This is a genomic window from Skermanella pratensis (assembly GCF_008843145.1).
Lineage (GTDB): Bacteria > Pseudomonadota > Alphaproteobacteria > Azospirillales > Azospirillaceae > Skermanella > Skermanella pratensis.
Genome location: NZ_CP030265.1, coordinates 4,982,747 through 4,998,610 on the forward strand (window position 1 = coordinate 4,982,747; position 15,864 = coordinate 4,998,610).

Annotated in this window: 10 protein-coding genes; 6 read left to right on the top strand and 4 right to left on the bottom strand. The window is 69.0% G+C overall.

The features are described 5' to 3' along the window. Positions 1–2: 2 nt before the first annotated feature. Together cobT and DPR14_RS22920 are read left to right on the top strand one after the other, a co-directional pair. Positions 3–1,898 carry a cobaltochelatase subunit CobT gene (gene cobT, locus DPR14_RS22915; RefSeq protein WP_158047207.1) on the top strand — a complete coding sequence of 632 codons (1,896 nt, stop codon included), beginning with the start codon at positions 3–5 and terminating at the stop codon, positions 1,896–1,898. Between the two features lie 104 nt (positions 1,899–2,002). Further along, positions 2,003–3,031, top strand: coding sequence for a Fe(3+) ABC transporter substrate-binding protein (locus DPR14_RS22920; RefSeq protein WP_158047208.1), 1,029 nt, complete (start codon positions 2,003–2,005; stop codon positions 3,029–3,031). A 150-nt stretch (positions 3,032–3,181) separates the two neighbouring features. Here the strand turns inward: DPR14_RS22920 and DPR14_RS22925 are convergent, their stop codons facing one another. From DPR14_RS22925 to DPR14_RS22935, 3 genes are read right to left on the bottom strand one after another with little or no spacing between them, the layout of a single operon-like run. Further along, on the bottom strand, positions 3,182–4,465 hold the full coding sequence (locus tag DPR14_RS22925; protein ID WP_192499119.1) for a GGDEF domain-containing response regulator: 1,284 nt from the start codon (positions 4,463–4,465) through the stop codon (positions 3,182–3,184). Positions 4,466–4,491: 26 nt separating this feature from the next. Next, complete coding sequence (locus DPR14_RS22930) at positions 4,492–4,932, bottom strand: response regulator (RefSeq protein WP_343038672.1); 441 nt, start codon at positions 4,930–4,932, stop codon at positions 4,492–4,494. 37 nt (positions 4,933–4,969) lie between these two features. Continuing rightward, positions 4,970–7,444: a PAS domain S-box protein gene (locus tag DPR14_RS22935; protein ID WP_158047210.1), complete on the bottom strand. Its 2,475-nt coding sequence runs from the start codon at positions 7,442–7,444 to the stop codon at positions 4,970–4,972. Between the two features lie 318 nt (positions 7,445–7,762). Here DPR14_RS22935 and DPR14_RS22940 point away from each other — a divergent pair, with 318 nt between their 5' ends. Next, positions 7,763–9,133 (top strand): sensor histidine kinase, encoded by a 1,371-nt coding sequence (locus DPR14_RS22940; protein ID WP_192499121.1) that lies wholly within the window; start codon positions 7,763–7,765, stop codon positions 9,131–9,133. 16 nt (positions 9,134–9,149) lie between these two features. Here DPR14_RS22940 and DPR14_RS22945 read toward each other — a convergent pair whose 3' ends face one another. Further along, on the bottom strand, positions 9,150–9,752 hold the full coding sequence (locus tag DPR14_RS22945; RefSeq protein WP_192499122.1) for a TetR/AcrR family transcriptional regulator: 603 nt from the start codon (positions 9,750–9,752) through the stop codon (positions 9,150–9,152). 360 nt (positions 9,753–10,112) lie between these two features. On the opposite strand from DPR14_RS22945, the gene DPR14_RS22950 reads away from it, so the two are divergent. From DPR14_RS22950 to adeC, 3 genes are read left to right on the top strand one after another with little or no spacing between them, the layout of a single operon-like run. Continuing rightward, positions 10,113–11,183 carry an efflux RND transporter periplasmic adaptor subunit gene (locus tag DPR14_RS22950; RefSeq protein WP_343038673.1) on the top strand — a complete coding sequence of 357 codons (1,071 nt, stop codon included), beginning with the start codon at positions 10,113–10,115 and terminating at the stop codon, positions 11,181–11,183. Between the two features lie 27 nt (positions 11,184–11,210). Next, a complete protein-coding gene (locus tag DPR14_RS22955; protein ID WP_158047214.1) occupies positions 11,211–14,354 on the top strand; it encodes an efflux RND transporter permease subunit in 3,144 nt (1,047 codons plus the stop codon). Between the two features lie 30 nt (positions 14,355–14,384). Further along, entirely contained in the window at positions 14,385–15,845 is a 1,461-nt protein-coding gene (gene adeC / locus DPR14_RS22960; protein WP_158047215.1) for an AdeC/AdeK/OprM family multidrug efflux complex outer membrane factor, read from the top strand. Positions 15,846–15,864: the final 19 nt, after the last annotated feature.

Sequence of the window (15,864 nt, forward strand, 5' to 3'; positions counted from 1 at the left end):
ACATGTCCGACAAAGAAAACCCCGTCGAGATCTTCAAGCGCGCCACGTCGGCCACGATCCGGGCCATCGCGGAGCGCAACGATCTCCAGATCGGCTTCAGCGGCGAGCCGCCGGGCGTGGCCGGGGCGCGGGTCCGGGTGCCGATGCCCGCGCGCGACCTCAACCCCCGGGATGTCGCCACCCTGCGCGGGGCGGCCGACGCGGTGGCCCTGCGGCTGCGCCACCACGACAGCGGCATCCACACCCAGCGCATGCCGACCGGCGACACCGCGCGGGCGGCCTTCGAGGCGCTGGAGCAGGCCCGCTGCGAGGCGCTGGGCGCCCGCGCCATGCCGGGCGTCGCGTCCAACCTGGGCGCGGCGCTGGACGAGCGGTACCGCCGTCAGGGTTTCGAGCGGGTGACCGAGCGCGACCAGGCTCCCCTGTCGGAGGTGATGCGCCTGCTGGCCCGCGAGGCCCTGACCGGCGCGCCGCCGCCGGCCACCGCCCGCTTCGCGGTCGATCTTTGGCGCCCCTGGGTCGAGGAGCGGATCGGCAAGGACATGAGCGAGCTGGCGGCGCTGCTGGACGACCAGGACCGCTATGCCCGCGAGGTCCGCAAGCTGCTGTCCCACCTGGACATGGAGGTCGGCGGCGAACCGGAGACGACCGAGGAGGACGACGAGGAGCAGCAGGAGGGCGAGCCGGACGAGAACGAGCCGAACGACGGCCAGTCCCGCGGCGGCGAGGATTCGACCAGCCAGACCGAGACCATGACCCAGCCCGACACCCGCGAGGTCGACCAGGACGACGGGGCGGAGGGCGCCGACCAGATGGACGGCGAGATGGCCGAGGGCAGCGGGTCGGAGGAGCCGGGCTCGCCCGGGCAGCCCTGGCGTCCCGACCACAGCCGCCGCAACGAGATCGATCCCGACGCCTACAAGGCGTTCACGACGGAGTTCGACGAGGTGGTCGAGGCCGACGACCTCTGCGACCCGGACGAGCTGACCCGGCTGCGGGCCCTGCTGGACCAGCAGCTCCAGCATCTCCAGGGCGTGATTTCCCGGCTGGCCAACCGGCTCCAGCGCCGGCTTCTGGCGAAGCAGACCCGCGCGTGGGAGTTCGACCTGGACGACGGCCTGCTGGACGCGGCGCGGCTCAGCCGCGTGGTGGTCAACCCGGTGCTGCCCCTATCGTTCAAGCGGGAGAAGGAGACCGACTTCCGCGACACCGTGGTCGGCCTGCTGATCGACAATTCCGGATCGATGCGCGGCCGGCCGATCACCATCGCAGCGATGAGCGCCGACATCCTGGCGCGCACCCTGGAGCGCTGCGCCGTCAAGGTCGAGATCCTGGGCTTCACCACGCGGGCCTGGAAGGGCGGGCAGGCGCGCGAGCGGTGGATCGGCCGGGGCAAGCCGGCCAATCCCGGCAGGCTCAACGATCTGCGGCACATCGTCTACAAGAACGCCGACGCGCCGTGGCGCCGCGCCCGCAAGAACCTTGGGCTGATGCTGCGGGAAGGCATCCTGAAGGAGAACATCGACGGCGAGGCGCTGCTGTGGGCGCACAACCGCCTGATGGCCCGGCCGGAGCAGCGGCGCATCCTGATGGTGATCTCCGACGGCGCGCCGGTCGACGACTCGACGCTGTCGGTCAATTCCGGCAACTACCTGGAACGGCACCTGCGGCAGGTCATCGACACGATCGAGACCCGCTCGCCGGTCGAGCTGGTGGCGATCGGCATCGGCCACGACGTCACCCGCTATTACCGGCGCGCGGTGACCATCGTCGACGCGGAGCAACTGGGCGGCACCATGATGGAGAAGCTGGCCGAATTGTTCGACGAGGACACCAGGGCCGGCCAGCCTGCCGGAGGCCGGCGCGGGGCCGGCACGGCCAACCGCCGCGCCCGTTGATCTGCAAATGCTTCTCAAACTCGCTTGACAGGCGCGGCGTGTCCGAACATGGTGCCGGGCGTTGCGAACGCATCTCATTCACGCCGGCCTGTCGAGGGAAACCGATGAAACTCTTCACTCGCGGTACGCTTGCCGCCACTTTCGGCGCCGTCATGCTGGGCACGGCCTTCGCCGCCCAGGCTGCCGAGGTCAACGTCTATTCGTCGCGCCACTACGACACCGACAAGGCGCTCTACACGAACTTCACCCAGCAGACCGGCATCAAGGTCAACATCATCGAAGGCAAGGACGATGAGCTGATCGAGCGCATCCGGACCGAGTCCGGCAACAGTCCGGCCGACATCCTGATCACCGTCGATGCCGGCCGCCTGTGGCGCGCCCAGAACGCCGACATCCTGCAGCCGACCAAGTCCCCGGTGCTGGAGCAGGCCGTCCCGGCCCACCTGCGCGAGCCGTCCGGCCTGTGGTTCGGCCTGACCAAGCGTGCGCGCGTCATCATCTACAACAAGGCGGCGGTCAAACCGGCCGACCTGTCGACCTACGAGGACCTGGCCGACCCGAAGTGGAAGGGCCGCCTGCTGATCCGCTCCTCGACCAACGTCTACAACCAGTCGCTGGCCGGCTCCATGCTGGCCGCCCACGGCGAGAAGAAGACGGAGGAGTGGGCCCGCGGCATCGTCGCCAACTTCGCGCGCGCTCCCCAGGGCGGTGACAGCGACCAGATCAAGGCGGTCGCCGCCGGCGAGGGCGACATCGCGGTCAGCAACACCTATTACTTCGGCCGCATCGCCGGGTCGAGCAAGCCCGAGGACAAGGCCATCGCGGAGAAGGTCGGCGTCTTCTTCCCCAACCAGGGCGACCGCGGCACCCACGTCAACATCAGCGGCGCCGGCGTCCTGAAGAACGCCCCGAACCGTGAGAACGCCGTCAAGTTCCTGGAATATCTCGTCAGCCCGCAGGCCCAGAAGATCTTCGCCGAAGGCAACTACGAGTACCCGGTCCTGAAGCAGGCGGAACAGTCGCCGGTCATCGCCTCCTGGGGCTCCTTCAAGGAGGACGAGCTGAACGCCTCCGTGTTCGGCAAGAACAACGAGGAAGCCCTCAAGATCATGGACCGCGCCGGCTGGAAGTGAGCTGGCGGTCCGGCGGCGGCCACCTGAAACCGTAGGTTGGCCTTCGCCCGTCAGGGCGAACGCCGACGGCGGACTCCAACGTTACCGCATGCTGTCGGCGCTGGCGCTGCGGACCAGGGCCGACTTACGAAACGTGAATCCGATCATCCCTCAGGGCGCGACCACGGTTCGGTCGCGCCCTGTCGCTTTGGCCTGGTACAGCGCGCGGTCGGCCCGCCCCAGGGCATGCTCGATGCTGGCGTCCTCGAACCGGCAACCGGCCACGCCCATGCTGACCGTGATGCCGAAGGCGGTGCCGTCGTCGGCGCCGACCTCCAGGTCGGCCAGGTTCCGGCGGACCCGCTCCGCGATCCGCAGGGCATCCTGGTCCGTGGCATCCACCAGCAGGAGCGCGAACTCCTCCCCGCCGAGGCGGCCGACCAGGTCGGTGTCGCGCAGCATGCAGCGGCAGCTCTTGACCAGCAGGATCAGCGCCGCGTCGCCCGCGGCATGGCCGTGGGAGTCGTTCACCCGCTTGAAATGGTCGACGTCGAGCATGACCAGAGACACCGGCCCGCCGTAGCGCCGCAAGCGGGCGAGTTCGAGTTCGGCCCGTTCCATGAAATGCCGCCGGTTGGCGGCGCCGGTCAGCGCGTCGGTAGTGGCGAGCCGGACCAGTTCCTCCTGCGCGCGGCGGCGGTCCGTAGTGTCCCGCACGACGGCGGTGAAAAGCTGCCCTCCCGGCGAAGGGAAATGCGAGATGGAGACCTCGGCAGCGAACTCGGTACCATCGCGGCGCAACCCCGTCACCGCCGGACGCTCGGTCATGGCGCTGGAGCCCGGACCAGTGCCGGCGAACTGCCCGACATGGTGCCGGTGCGCCTCGCGTGCCCGTTCCGGCAGCAGCAGGTCGAGCGGCTGGCCCAGGACCTCGTCCGCCCGGTAGCCGAACAGGCGTTCGGCCGCCGGGTTGAACAGCGAGATGCGATGGCTCCCGTCGATCACCACGATGCCGTCATGAGCCAGTTCGATGATCCCCTTCAGGCGCTCCTCCGACAGGCGGACGCGCTCCTCGAGGGACCGGCGCGTGATCGCGTAGCGAATCGCCCGCCGGATGGTCCCGCCCTCGAACTGTCCCTTGACCAGAAAATCCTGCGCGCCGGCCTTGACCGCCTCGACCGCGAAATCGGCATCGTCGAAGCCGGTCAGGACGATCAGCGGCAGGTGCGACGCCCGGGCGCGGATGTTGCTGATCGTGCCGAACCCCTGGCTGTCGGGCAGCGACAGGTCGAGCAGGACCACGTCGGTGGTGCCGGCCGCCAGCCGCTCGGCCGCGGCTCCGAGGGAGCCGACATGGTCGACGACGAAGCGGTTCTCCTCCTCGCCAAGCAGTTCACGCACGAGGCGCGCATCGCCGGGATTGTCCTCGACCAGCAGGACCTGGATGGGCAGCATCTCGGGCATTCCGAACCGGGACGGGATCAGCCGGAAGGCAGCCGGACGGCGGTCAACCAGAAGTCCTTCAGCAGGGTGAGCATCCTGATGAAATCCTCAAGCTCGACCGGCTTGGTCAGGAAGCAGTTGGCGTGCCGGCTGTAGGCCCGCTGGACGTCGGAATGGACGTCCGAGGTGGTCAGGATGATGACCGGCAGATCGGTAAGGCCAGGGTCGGCGCGGATGTCTTCCAGCACCTCCCAGCCGTCCTTCCTCGGCATGTTGAGATCGAGCAGCAGCAGGTCCGGGCGAGGCACCCCTTCGTAGGGGCTCTCCCGGCGCAGGAAGGCCATGGCCTCGACCCCGTCCTCGACGCGGTGCAGCTTCGCCAGGAACCTGCCCTCCTTCATGACTTCCTCGACCAGCCGCGCGTCCGCCGGGTTGTCCTCGGCGAGGAGGATGTTCAGGCCATGGGAGTACTGATGCACGCTGAAGCCCCGATCCGGCGGTGAGCAAGGGAAATCCTTATGACGCCGCCGGTTCCGCGACAAGCTCGGCGCGAGGCCCGTGGTCATCCGCCGCAGCCGCGGGAAGGGTGAAGGAGAAGACCGAGCCGGAGCCGGGCACCGACGACACGGACATGGTCCCACCGTGGCGTTCGACGATCTTCCGGCAGATCGCCAGCCCGATGCCGGTGCCGGGATGGACCTGGTGGGTGTGCAGACGTTCGAACACCATGAAGATCCGGTCGAAATACCGGGCTTCGATCCCGATGCCATTGTCCGAGACCGAGAACTCCCAGGCGGAGCCGACCGGCTTGACGCCGATGCCGATCTTCAGGTCGCGGTCGGGCGCCCGGTACTCGATCGCGTTCGCCAGCAGGTTCCGGAAGATCTCGGTGATCTGGCGGGCATCTCCCGGCAGACGGGGGGCGTGGTCCGGCAGGTCTATGGTGGCGCCGATCGCGTGGACGATGTCCTTCATCCCGTTCGCGGCTTCCCGGATGCAGGCACCGGTGTCGGCCAGCGACGCCGGGGGGTCGCTCCGCTCGATCAGGGAATAGCGAAGCAGATCCTGGATCAGGCACTTCATGCGCACGCTGCTCTCGACGATGAATCCCAGGAAATCGTCGGCATCCTTGTCGAGCCGCCCGGAATAGCGGCGGACCAGGAGGTTGGCGTAGCTGACCATGATCCGGAGCGGCTCCTGAAGGTCGTGGGCCGCCACCTCGGCGAAGCGCGCCAGCTCGACGTTGGAACGTTCCAGCTTCTCGACCGTCCGGCGCAGCCGGTTCTCGATGACCTTCTGGTCGGAGATGTCCTGCGCCACGCCCCGGAATCCGGTGACATGTCCGTCCGCATGCAGGATCGGGATGCCGCTTATCCACAGCCACACCGTCCTGCCGTCCTTGCCGATGCAGCGGAACTCCTCGTGGCGGAACGGGTGTGCCGTGGCGGCGCGGTTGCGCAGCATGGCCGTCATGCGGGCGCCGTCCTCCGGCGCCATCATGTCGATCATGGCGCAATGCAGGAGCTCCGCCGGGCTGTGCCCCAGCACGTCCTGGACCCGGTCGCTGGCGAAGGTGTACCGGCCGGCGATGTCGCTTTCCCAGATGAACTCCCCGGCCATGCCGACGATGTCCTGGAAGCGCCGGTTGCTCTCCCGCAGGTTGTTTTCGATCTCGATCCGCTGGGTCAGGTCGTGGGTGACCACGGAAAAGCCCAGCAGGCGCCCCTCGCCGCCGCCCCGGAACTCCTTCCGGCCGTCCTCCCGGATGCCGGCGATGGTGGTGACGGAGGGGAACCGCGACCCGTCCCGGCGCAGATGCCAGCGTTCGGCCGAGTGCCGGCCCTGCTCGCGCGCGACGGCGAGTTCGACGTCGGGCACGCCGGCCAGGGCGGCGTCGGGCAGGAAGAACAGCCGGTAGTGCTGGCCGATGATCTCTTCCGCCCCGTAGCCCACGATGCGCCGGGCGCCGTTGCTCCAGCTCGCGATCGTGCCGTCGGGTCCCAGCATGTAGATGGCGTAGTCCTCGACGCTGTCCACCAGCATCGATTGGCGGCATTCGCTGACCAGGACGGTCTCGCGCGCGGCGGCCACTTCACGGCGGAGGTTGATCGGGTCGCGCACCAGCCGCCAGACCGCGAACCCGCAGGCGGCGGCCAGCAGCCCGCCGAGCAGACGCAGGCTGGCGCTGTAGGGCGACTGGCTGGACCAGCCGCCGCGCGGCAGCGCGCCCAGCTGCCAAGTCCCGTTGGGCAGGGTGATGTCGGCCAGCACCGGGGCTTCCCCGAACAGTTCGGGCCGCCCCAGGAAGACCTCCCCCGACGCGCCCAAGCCGTCCCGGCCGCGCATGGCGAATTCGACCGATTCGCCCCCGGCGTCCGCCACCCCCGCTTCGCGCAGGATGGTCTCCACGTCGATGATGATGACCGCCAGCCCCCACACCTTGCCGCGGGGGGTGCCCTGGATGGCCGCCGTCGCGTTGTCGGGCAGCACAACGGGCAGCCGCCCGACCACGGCGACGCCGCCTTGCAGCAGGGGCACCGGCCCCTGGATCAGGAAGCGCCGCTTGCCGAGCACCTCCATGATGGCGCCCCGCCGGTTCGGATCGGCCAGCAGGTCGTGGCCGATCGCCTGCTCGTTGCCGGCCAGCGGATAGAAATGCGTCGCGACCGCGTTGCGCGCCAGCGCCAGGCTGCGCACGCCGGTGATTCCTTCCGCGGCGGCGGCGGCGGCCTCCTCGAACTCGGTCTGGGTCAGGTCCGGGTTGCTGCGGACCAGCGCCACCAGGCTCCGCACCAGGAAAAGGCGGGCGTTGAGCGACTGTTCGACCCGGGCGCGGATCGCCGCCGCCTGTCCGGTCACCCCGGCGGCGGTCTGCTCGGCATAGCGCCGCCCATCCGCCGCGTCCACCAGGAACACGCCGCCGAGGACCAGCAGCACGACCAGCGCGGCCGCCATCTCCGGCAGCAGGCTCTCCAGGCGCGCTCGCCTCATGGGACGGTCCGCCGGTCCGCGCGCCCGGTCGGCGGGGCGCCGGACCCGCGACCGACCGCAGGTAGCTTCGACCGTCCATCCATTATGATGACCCTCCCGATGCGCCCCGCAGCGGACCTGCGCCAGCATCCGCCGCGGGCAGGAAATGCCTGCGACGGCGAACGATTCGTACCATCACCATAACGGGCGCAACGATCTGGAAAGCGCGACTTATTGTCCGGATCGGCGGTCATCATTCAAATGTTAAGCAGCACCCGGCCTAGCTGGCGCAACCCAGTCACCACAGGGCATCCGGGGTCTATCCTGAACTGCGGAACATTGAAACGGCATGCCGCCTCGGCTGTGGCGATCGCCGCCCTGGCCATCATGGCAGCCATCATGGCCAGGGCCGGGGCGCCGCCGTCGACCGTCGCCGTGGCGGGTGCCGCCGGGGCGATCCTCCTGGCGCTCCTGCACCGGATCGACCGGTTGGCCGGAACCGGGCGCGCGCTGGCGGAGCAGCTGCGCCTGCAGCAGGGGGCGATCGACGCGGCCTCGCGCGACGACACCGAGCGCAAACGGGCGGAAGCCGCGCTGCGCGACCAGGTGGCGTTCCTCTCCACCCTGCTCGACACCATTCCCAGCCCGATCTATTACAAGGACGCGGCCGGCGTCTATGTCGGCTGCAACCGGGCTTTCGCGGCGATCCACGGCCGTACGGTGGACGAGGTGGTCGGGCGGCGCGCGTCGGACCTGATGGGGCCGGGCCTCGCCGGACTGGACGACAACACCGATATCTGCCTGGCGGCCCTGGAAGACCCGTTCCAGGTCTATGAGACCCAGATCGACTTCGCCGACGGATCGCGCCACGACATCCTGTTCTCCAAGGCGCTGTACCGGCAATCCGATGGGTCCGTCGGCGGCCTGGTCGGCGTGATGAGCGACACCACCGACCGGACCCGGCACGAGCAGCAGATCGCCGACGCGCGCGACCGGATGGCCCGGCAGGCGGAGGAACTGAAGCGCTCCAACGCCGAGCTGGAACAGTTCGCCTATGTCGCCTCCCATGACCTGCGCGAACCGTTGCGCATGGTCACCAGCTACCTGTCGCTGCTCCAGCGCCGCTACGGCGACAGGCTGGACGACGACGCCCGGGACTTCATCGGCTTCGCCCGCGACGGCGCCACGCGGATGGACCGGCTGATCCTGGACCTGCTGGAATATTCACGGGTCGGCCGGCGCTCCAAGCCGATGGCGCCGACTCCGGTCGCCGACGTGATCGTGGCGGCCCGACACAATCTTCAGGTGGCGCTTGCCGAGAGCGCCGCCGTGCTCCGGATGCCGCCCGATCTGCCCGTGGTGCCGGCCGACGACAACGAGCTGACGCGGCTCTTCCAGAACCTGATCGGCAACGCGGTGAAATACCGCTCTCCCGGCAGGGTGCCGGAAATCTCGATCGACTGGGCCGACGAGCCAGGCTGCTGGCGCTTCGGCGTGACCGACAACGGCCTCGGCATCGCGGCGGAGCATTTCGACCGCATCTTCATGGTGTTCCAGCGGCTCCACGGCCGCGGCGACTACGACGGCACCGGCATCGGCCTCGCGATCTGCCGCAAGATCGTCGAGCACCATGGCGGCCGGATCTGGGTCACCTCCGAACTGGGCCGCGGCAGCACTTTCCACTTCACCTTGGCGAAACCGGCGGAGTGAGCACCCGGAACCGGCGTCAGCGCACGCCGTCGAGGAAGATCGCTACCACCCCCTGGACATGGCGGTCCATCTCCTCCGGCGTCGCCAGTTCGGACGGCCGCAGCAGCATCTTCAGGTACTGGTCGCCGTGCAGCAGCCCCATGAAGGTGGCGGCCGCCTGCTCGGCGTCGGCGATACGCAACTCGCCGCGCGCCGTCGCCGACCCCAGGTAATCGGCGAGGATGCCCTTGATGACGGCCGGGCCGCCCTTGAGGAAGGCGTCGATCGCCCTGGGCAGCTGGTCGGCGTTGGCGATCAGCAGGCGCATGATCTTCGGGCTGTCCGGGGACAGGATGCCCTGGACGAAGTTCATGCCGAAATCCGTCAACGCCCGCTCGGGATCGCCGTCACGGAACGGTATGTTTCGGAAGCGCTCGACGAACTCCTCGCATTTCAGGGTGATCACGGTCTCGAACAGGCCGTCCTTGTCGCCGAACGCCTCGTAGAGGGTCGACCGCGATCCGCCCGACAGGGCGATGATGTCGGCCAGCGTGGTCCGCTCGAACCCCTTCTCCAGGAACAGCGTCCAGGCGGCGTCCAGTATGGCGCGGCGCCGGGCGTCCCCTCGCGGCCCGCACATCTTGAAACATCCCGCCAGCGTCATGAGCGCACCCCAGTGCTCCGCCCCCTATGCACCATCTCGCGCCCTGCCATTCAGCATCCTCCGATCAGACAGACTTGTTCTTTGCACCTGCGCACTATACTGTATCGTACAGTACAGAGCCGGCCGGTTCAATGCGGGTGTGCGTCCTGCCGCCCCACCAGGTGGTTTCTTCAAGAAAAACAGACAGGTCATGGGGCTGCGATGATGAATTTCTGGTCAGTCAGAAACTCTTCGATTGCCGTTGCGATGCTTTTTCTCGCGACGGGGTGTGATGACACGGGCGCCGTTGCCCAACAGGGGGCCCAACAGGGCGGCCAGGGCCGCCCGCCGGCGGAGGTGGGTGTCGTCACGCTGCAGCCGCAGTCGGTCGATGTCACGACGGAACTGCCGGGACGGACCACGGCGGCGCGGCTGGCCGAGGTCAGGCCGCAGGTCAACGGGATCATCCAGAAGCGCCTGTTCGAGGAAGGCGCGGAGGTCAAGGCGGGGCAGCAGCTCTACCAGATCGACCCCGCCCCCTACCAGGCGTCGCTCGACACCGCCAAGGCCGAGCTCCAGCGCGCCGAGGCGGCGGCCAAGTCGGCCCGGACCAAGGCGTCCCGCTACCGCGACCTGGTCAAGTCGCGCGCCGTCAGCCAGCAGGACTACGACGACATCGCGGCGACCCTGCTGGAGAACGAGGCCCAGGTCGCCTCGGCCAAGGCGGCGATCCGGACGACCCAGATCAACCTCGACTACACCAAGGTCGCCTCGCCGATCTCCGGCCGGATCGGCCGCTCGACCGTGACCGAGGGCGCCCTGGTCACCGCCAACCAGACCCAGGCGCTGGCGACGGTCACCCAGCTCGACCCGATCTACGTGGACGTGACCCAGTCCAGCGCCGAGATGTTCCGCCTGCGCCAGGCGGTCAGCCGCGGCGCCATCCAGAGCGTCGAAGGCAAGGCGCCGGTCACCCTCCTGGTCGGCGGGTCGGACGATGCTCCCTACCCGCACCGGGGCGAACTCCAGTTCTCGGAGGTCAGCGTGGACGAGTCGACCGGCTCGGTCCGTCTGCGCGCCGTCTTCCCGAACCCGAACCAGGACCTCCTGCCGGGCCTGTTCGTCCGGGCCAAGGTCAACTGGGGCGCCGCCGAGAACGTCTTCATGGTGCCGCAGCAGGCGGTGGTCCGGCGCCCCGACGGCAGCGCCTTCGTCTGGGCAGTCGGCCAGGACGGCAAGGCCGCCCAGAAGACCGTGAGCGCGGAGCGGGCGATCGGCGACAAGTGGCTGGTCACCCAGGGCGTCGCCCCCGGCGACCGGGTCGTCGTCGAAGGCATCCAGAAGGTGGCGCCCGGCGCCCAGGTCAACGCGGTGGCGCTCGACGCCGGCCAGCCGGGCGCGGTCGCCCAGGCGGAAGACGCCCGGTAAGGGCGGAGCCCAGATCACGGAACCATCATGTCAAAATATTTCATCGACAGGCCGGTCTTCGCCTGGGTGATCGCGATCGTGATCATGCTGGCGGGCGGCCTCAGCATCCTGGGGCTGCCGATCGAGCAGTACCCCTCGATCGCCCCTCCGTCCATCCGCATCAACGCGACATATCCGGGCGCCTCGGCCCAGACGCTGGAAGGCACGGTGACCCAGGTCATCGAGCAGCAGATGAACGGTCTCGACCATCTGCGCTACATCTCGTCCAACAGCGACAGCTCCGGCACCGCCCAGATCACCCTGACCTTCAACCCGGAGGCCGACCCCGACATCGCGCAGGTGCAGGTGCAGAACAAGCTGCAGCTCGCCATGCCGCGCCTGCCGCAGGAGGTGCAGCAGCAGGGCGTCCAGGTCACCAAGGGCAACAACACCTTCCTGATGGTCATGGGGTTCGTGTCGTCGGACGGCACGATGCCCCAGGACGACATCGCCGACTTCGTCGCTTCCAGCGTCCAGGACCCGATCAGCCGGGTGACCGGCGTCGGCACCGTGACCCTGTTCGGCGCCCAGCACGCCATGCGCATCTGGCTCGACCCGAACAAGCTGATCAGCTACGGCCTGACCACGACCGACGTGGTGAGCGCCATCACCGCGCAGAACGCCGAGGTGTCGGCCGGCCAGCTCGGCGGCGCCCCGGCGACGCCGGGCCAGCAGCTCAACGCCACCATCATCGCCCAGACCCGGCTCCAGACGCCGGAGGAGTTCAGCCGCATCCTGGTCCGGGTGAACACCGACGGTTCCCAGATCCGCCTGTCCGACGTGGCCCGGGTCGAGGTCGGGGCCGAGAACTTCACCACCGTCGCGCGCTACAACGGCAAGCCGGCCGCCGGCATGGGCATCAGCCTGGCGACCGGGGCCAACGCGCTGGACACCGCCGCCGCGGTGCGGGCGCGGATCGAGGAGCTGAAGCCCTTCTTCCCGGCCGGCGTCGAGGTCGTCTATCCCTACGACACGACCCCCTTCGTCAAGCTGTCGATCGAGGGCGTGGTGCATACGCTGCTGGAGGCGATCGTCCTCGTCTTCGCCATCATGTACCTGTTCCTCCAGAACTTCCGGGCGACGCTGATCCCGACCATCGCGGTCCCGGTGGTGCTGCTGGGGACCTTCGGCGTGCTGGCGGCGGCGGGCTTCACCATCAACACGCTGACCATGTTCGCCATGGTGCTGGCGATCGGCCTGCTGGTCGACGACGCCATCGTCGTGGTCGAGAACGTCGAGCGCGTCATGGCGGAGGAAGGCCTTTCGCCCAGGGAGGCGACCCGGAAATCCATGGGTCAGATCACCGGCGCGCTGATCGGCATAGCACTGGTCCTGTCCGCCGTGTTCGTCCCCATGGCCTTCTTCGGCGGCTCGACCGGCGCCATCTATCGCCAGTTCTCGCTGACCGTGGTGTCGGCCATGGTGCTGTCGGTGGTGGTGGCGCTGGTCCTGACGCCCGCCCTCTGCGCCACCATGCTGAAGCCGGTCAAGGGCCACGGCCAGCCGCGCAAGGGCTTCTTCGGCTGGTTCAACCGCAGCTTCGACCGCGGCAACGTCCGGTACCAGCGGGGCGTCGGCCACATGATCCACCGGCGCGGCCGGTACCTGCTGATCTACCTGCTGATCGTCGCCGGCCTGGGCGTCCTGTTCGTCCGCCTGCCCGCCGCCTTCCTGCCCAACGAGGACCAGGGCATCCTGCTGACTCAGATGGCCCTGCCACCCGGCGCCACGCTGGAACGCACGCTGGAGACCGTCGAGGCGGTCGAGCGCCACTACCTCGAGGACGAGAAGGACTACGTCAACGGCATCTTCGCGGTCGCCGGCTTCAGCTTCAGCGGCCGGGGCCAGAACACCGCCATCGCCTTCGCCAACCTGAAGGACTGGGAAGTCCGCGGCAGCGACGAGGGCGCCGTCAGCGCCATCGCCGCGCGCGCCATGGCCTCGCTGTCCCGGGTCCGCGACGCCATGATCTTCGCCTTCACCCCGCCTGCCATCATCGAGCTGGGCAACGCCACCGGCTTCGACATGCAGCTGGTCGATCGCGGCGGCCTGGGCCACGAGGCGCTGATGCAGGCGCGCGGCCAGATTCTCGGCCTGGCGGCGCAGAACCCGTCGCTGGTCGGCGTGCGGCCGAACGGACTGGACGACAATCCACAGTTAAGGATCGACATCGATCGCGAGAAGGCGAGCGCGCTGGGCCTGTCGCTGGCGGACATCAACACGACGCTGACCGCGACCTGGGGCTCCAGCTACGTCAACGACTTCATCGAGAACGGCCGGGTCAAGCGGGTCTATCTCCAGGCCGACGCGCCCTACCGCATGCTGCCGTCCGACCTGGACCGCTGGTACATGCGGAACGCCAAGGGCGAGATGGTGCCCTTCTCCACCTTCTCGACCACCCATTGGGACTACGGCTCGCCCCGGCTGGAGCGGTTCAACGGCGTCTCCTCGATCAACATCCAGGGCCAGGCGGCACCGGGCATCAGCTCGGGCGAGGCCATGACGATCATGGAGGGCTTGGCGCGCCAGCTTCCCCAGGGCATCAGCTTCGAATGGCAGGGCCTGTCCTACGAGGAGCGGCTGTCGGGCTCGCAGGCCCCGGCCCTGTACGCGATCTCGATCCTGGTCGTGTTCCTGTGCCTCGCGGCCCTGTACGAGAGCTGGTCGATCCCGGCCTCGGTCATCCTGGTGGTGCCGCTGGGCGTCCTGGGCGCCGTGATCGCGGCGCATCTGCGGGGCCTGCCCAACGACGTCTATTTCCAGGTGGGCCTGCTGACGACCATCGGCCTGTCGGCGAAGAACGCGATCCTGATCGTGGAGTTCGCCAAGGACATGCATGACGAGGGCATGGACTTGCTGGAGGCGACCATCGAAGCCTGCCGCCAGCGCCTGCGGCCGATCCTGATGACGTCCTTCGCCTTCATCCTGGGCGTGCTGCCGCTCGCGATCAGCACCGGCGCCGGCTCGGGCAGCCAGAACGCCATCGGCGTCGGCGTGATGGGCGGCATGATCTCGGCCACCGTGCTGGCGATCTTCTTCGTGCCGGTGTTCTTCGTGGCGGTGCTGAAGCTGGTCGCCCGCTGGGCGCCCAAGGGGCGCCAGGGCACCCCCGAACCGGCCCAGGCCGACTGACGAGGCGTTGAAGACATGACGGACAAGACCATGACAAGACGGCGCCTCGCCGCCGCGTCCCTCGGCCTGCTGCTGCTCGGCGGATGCTCCTTCATCCCCGAGTACATCCGGCCCGATTCGCCGGTGCCGCAGGCTTGGCCGGCGGGTCCGGCATACGCCGACTCGGCGGCGGCGCTGCCGGCGAGCGCGGGGCCCACGCTGGCCGACCTGGGCTGGCAGGAGTTCTTCCGCTCGCCCCAACTCCAGGAGCTGATCGAAACCGCCCTGGCGAACAACCGCGACCTGCGCGTCGCGGCGCTCAACGTCGAGCAGGCCCGGGCCCAGTACCGCATCGAGCGGTCGGCCCTGCTGCCGGCGGTCGACGTCGGTGGCAGCCTGACCCGCCAGCGCACGCCGGCCGACCTGTCGCGGACCGGAAGGACCTCGGTCGGCAGCCAATGGGAGGCCAGCGTCGGCACCACCTCGTTCGAGCTGGACCTGTTCGGCCGCATCCGCAGCCTGGAGCAATCGGCGCTGGAGAGCTTCTTCGCGACCGAGCAGGCCCGGGCGGCGGTCCGGATCTCGCTGATCGCGGAGGTTGCCAACGCATACCTGACCCTGCTGGCCGACAAGGAACTGCTGAAACTGACCGAGGACACGCTGCGCACCCAGCAGCAGTCTTTCGACCTGACCCGGCGCAGCTTCGACCGCGGCGTCGGCACCCAGCTCGACGTGGCCCAGGCGCGCACCGCGGTGGAGACGGCGCGGGCCAACCGGGCGGCCTATGTCCGCCAGATCGCCCAGGACAAGAACGCCCTGGCGCTGCTGGCGGGCACCCCGATCGACGATTCCGTGCTGGACCGGGCACCGTCGCTCGGCACCGGCGACTTCGTCGCCGACCTGCCGGTCGGGCTGCCCTCCGACCTGCTCCGGCGCCGCCCCGACATCATCGAGGCCGAGTACGACCTGCGGGCGGCCAATGCCAATATCGGCGCCGCGCGGGCAGCGTTCTTCCCGACCATCGGGCTGACCGCTTCGGCCGGCACGGCCAGCGCCGCCCTGTCGGGCCTGTTCGACGGCGGCAGCGGCGCCTGGAGCTTCATGCCACAGATCGGACTGCCGATCTTCGACTACGGCCTCCGGGAAGCGAACCTGGAGACCGCCAAGGTCCAGCGGGAAATCGGCGTCGCCCAATACGAGCGGGCGATCCAGATCGCCTTCCGCGAGGTTTCCGACGCGCTGGCGGCCCAGGGCACGCTGGACGACCAGCTGGAGGCCCAGAGCGCCCTGGTCGACGCGACGCGGTCGAGCTACGACCTGTCGATCCTGCGCTACGACCGGGGCCTGGACAGCTTCCTGAACGCGCTGGACAGCCAGCGATCGCTCTACGCGGCCCAGCAGGACCTGATCAACGCGCGCTTGTCCCAGCTCAGCAACCTTGTCACCCTGTACAAGGTGCTGGGCGGCGGCGTCCCGGCCGAACCCGTGAGGGTGGCGGGCGATCCGGGATAAGCCCGCCCGATCCGGACTG

What these genes read in the sequence shown, in the direction of transcription:
- cobT (WP_158047207.1), top strand. Translation starts at nt 3, where the DNA reads ATGTCCGACAAAGAAAACCCCGTCGAGATCTTCAAGCGCGCCACGTCG.
- DPR14_RS22920 (WP_158047208.1), top strand. Translation starts at nt 2,003, where the DNA reads ATGAAACTCTTCACTCGCGGTACGCTTGCCGCCACTTTCGGCGCCGTC.
- DPR14_RS22925 (WP_192499119.1), bottom strand. Translation starts at nt 4,465, where the DNA reads ATGCTGCCCATCCAGGTCCTGCTGGTCGAGGACAATCCCGGCGATGCG.
- DPR14_RS22935 (WP_158047210.1), bottom strand. Translation starts at nt 7,444, where the DNA reads ATGAGGCGAGCGCGCCTGGAGAGCCTGCTGCCGGAGATGGCGGCCGCG.
- DPR14_RS22945 (WP_192499122.1), bottom strand. Translation starts at nt 9,752, where the DNA reads ATGTGCGGGCCGCGAGGGGACGCCCGGCGCCGCGCCATACTGGACGCC.
- DPR14_RS22955 (WP_158047214.1), top strand. Translation starts at nt 11,211, where the DNA reads ATGTCAAAATATTTCATCGACAGGCCGGTCTTCGCCTGGGTGATCGCG.
- adeC (WP_158047215.1), top strand. Translation starts at nt 14,385, where the DNA reads ATGACAAGACGGCGCCTCGCCGCCGCGTCCCTCGGCCTGCTGCTGCTC.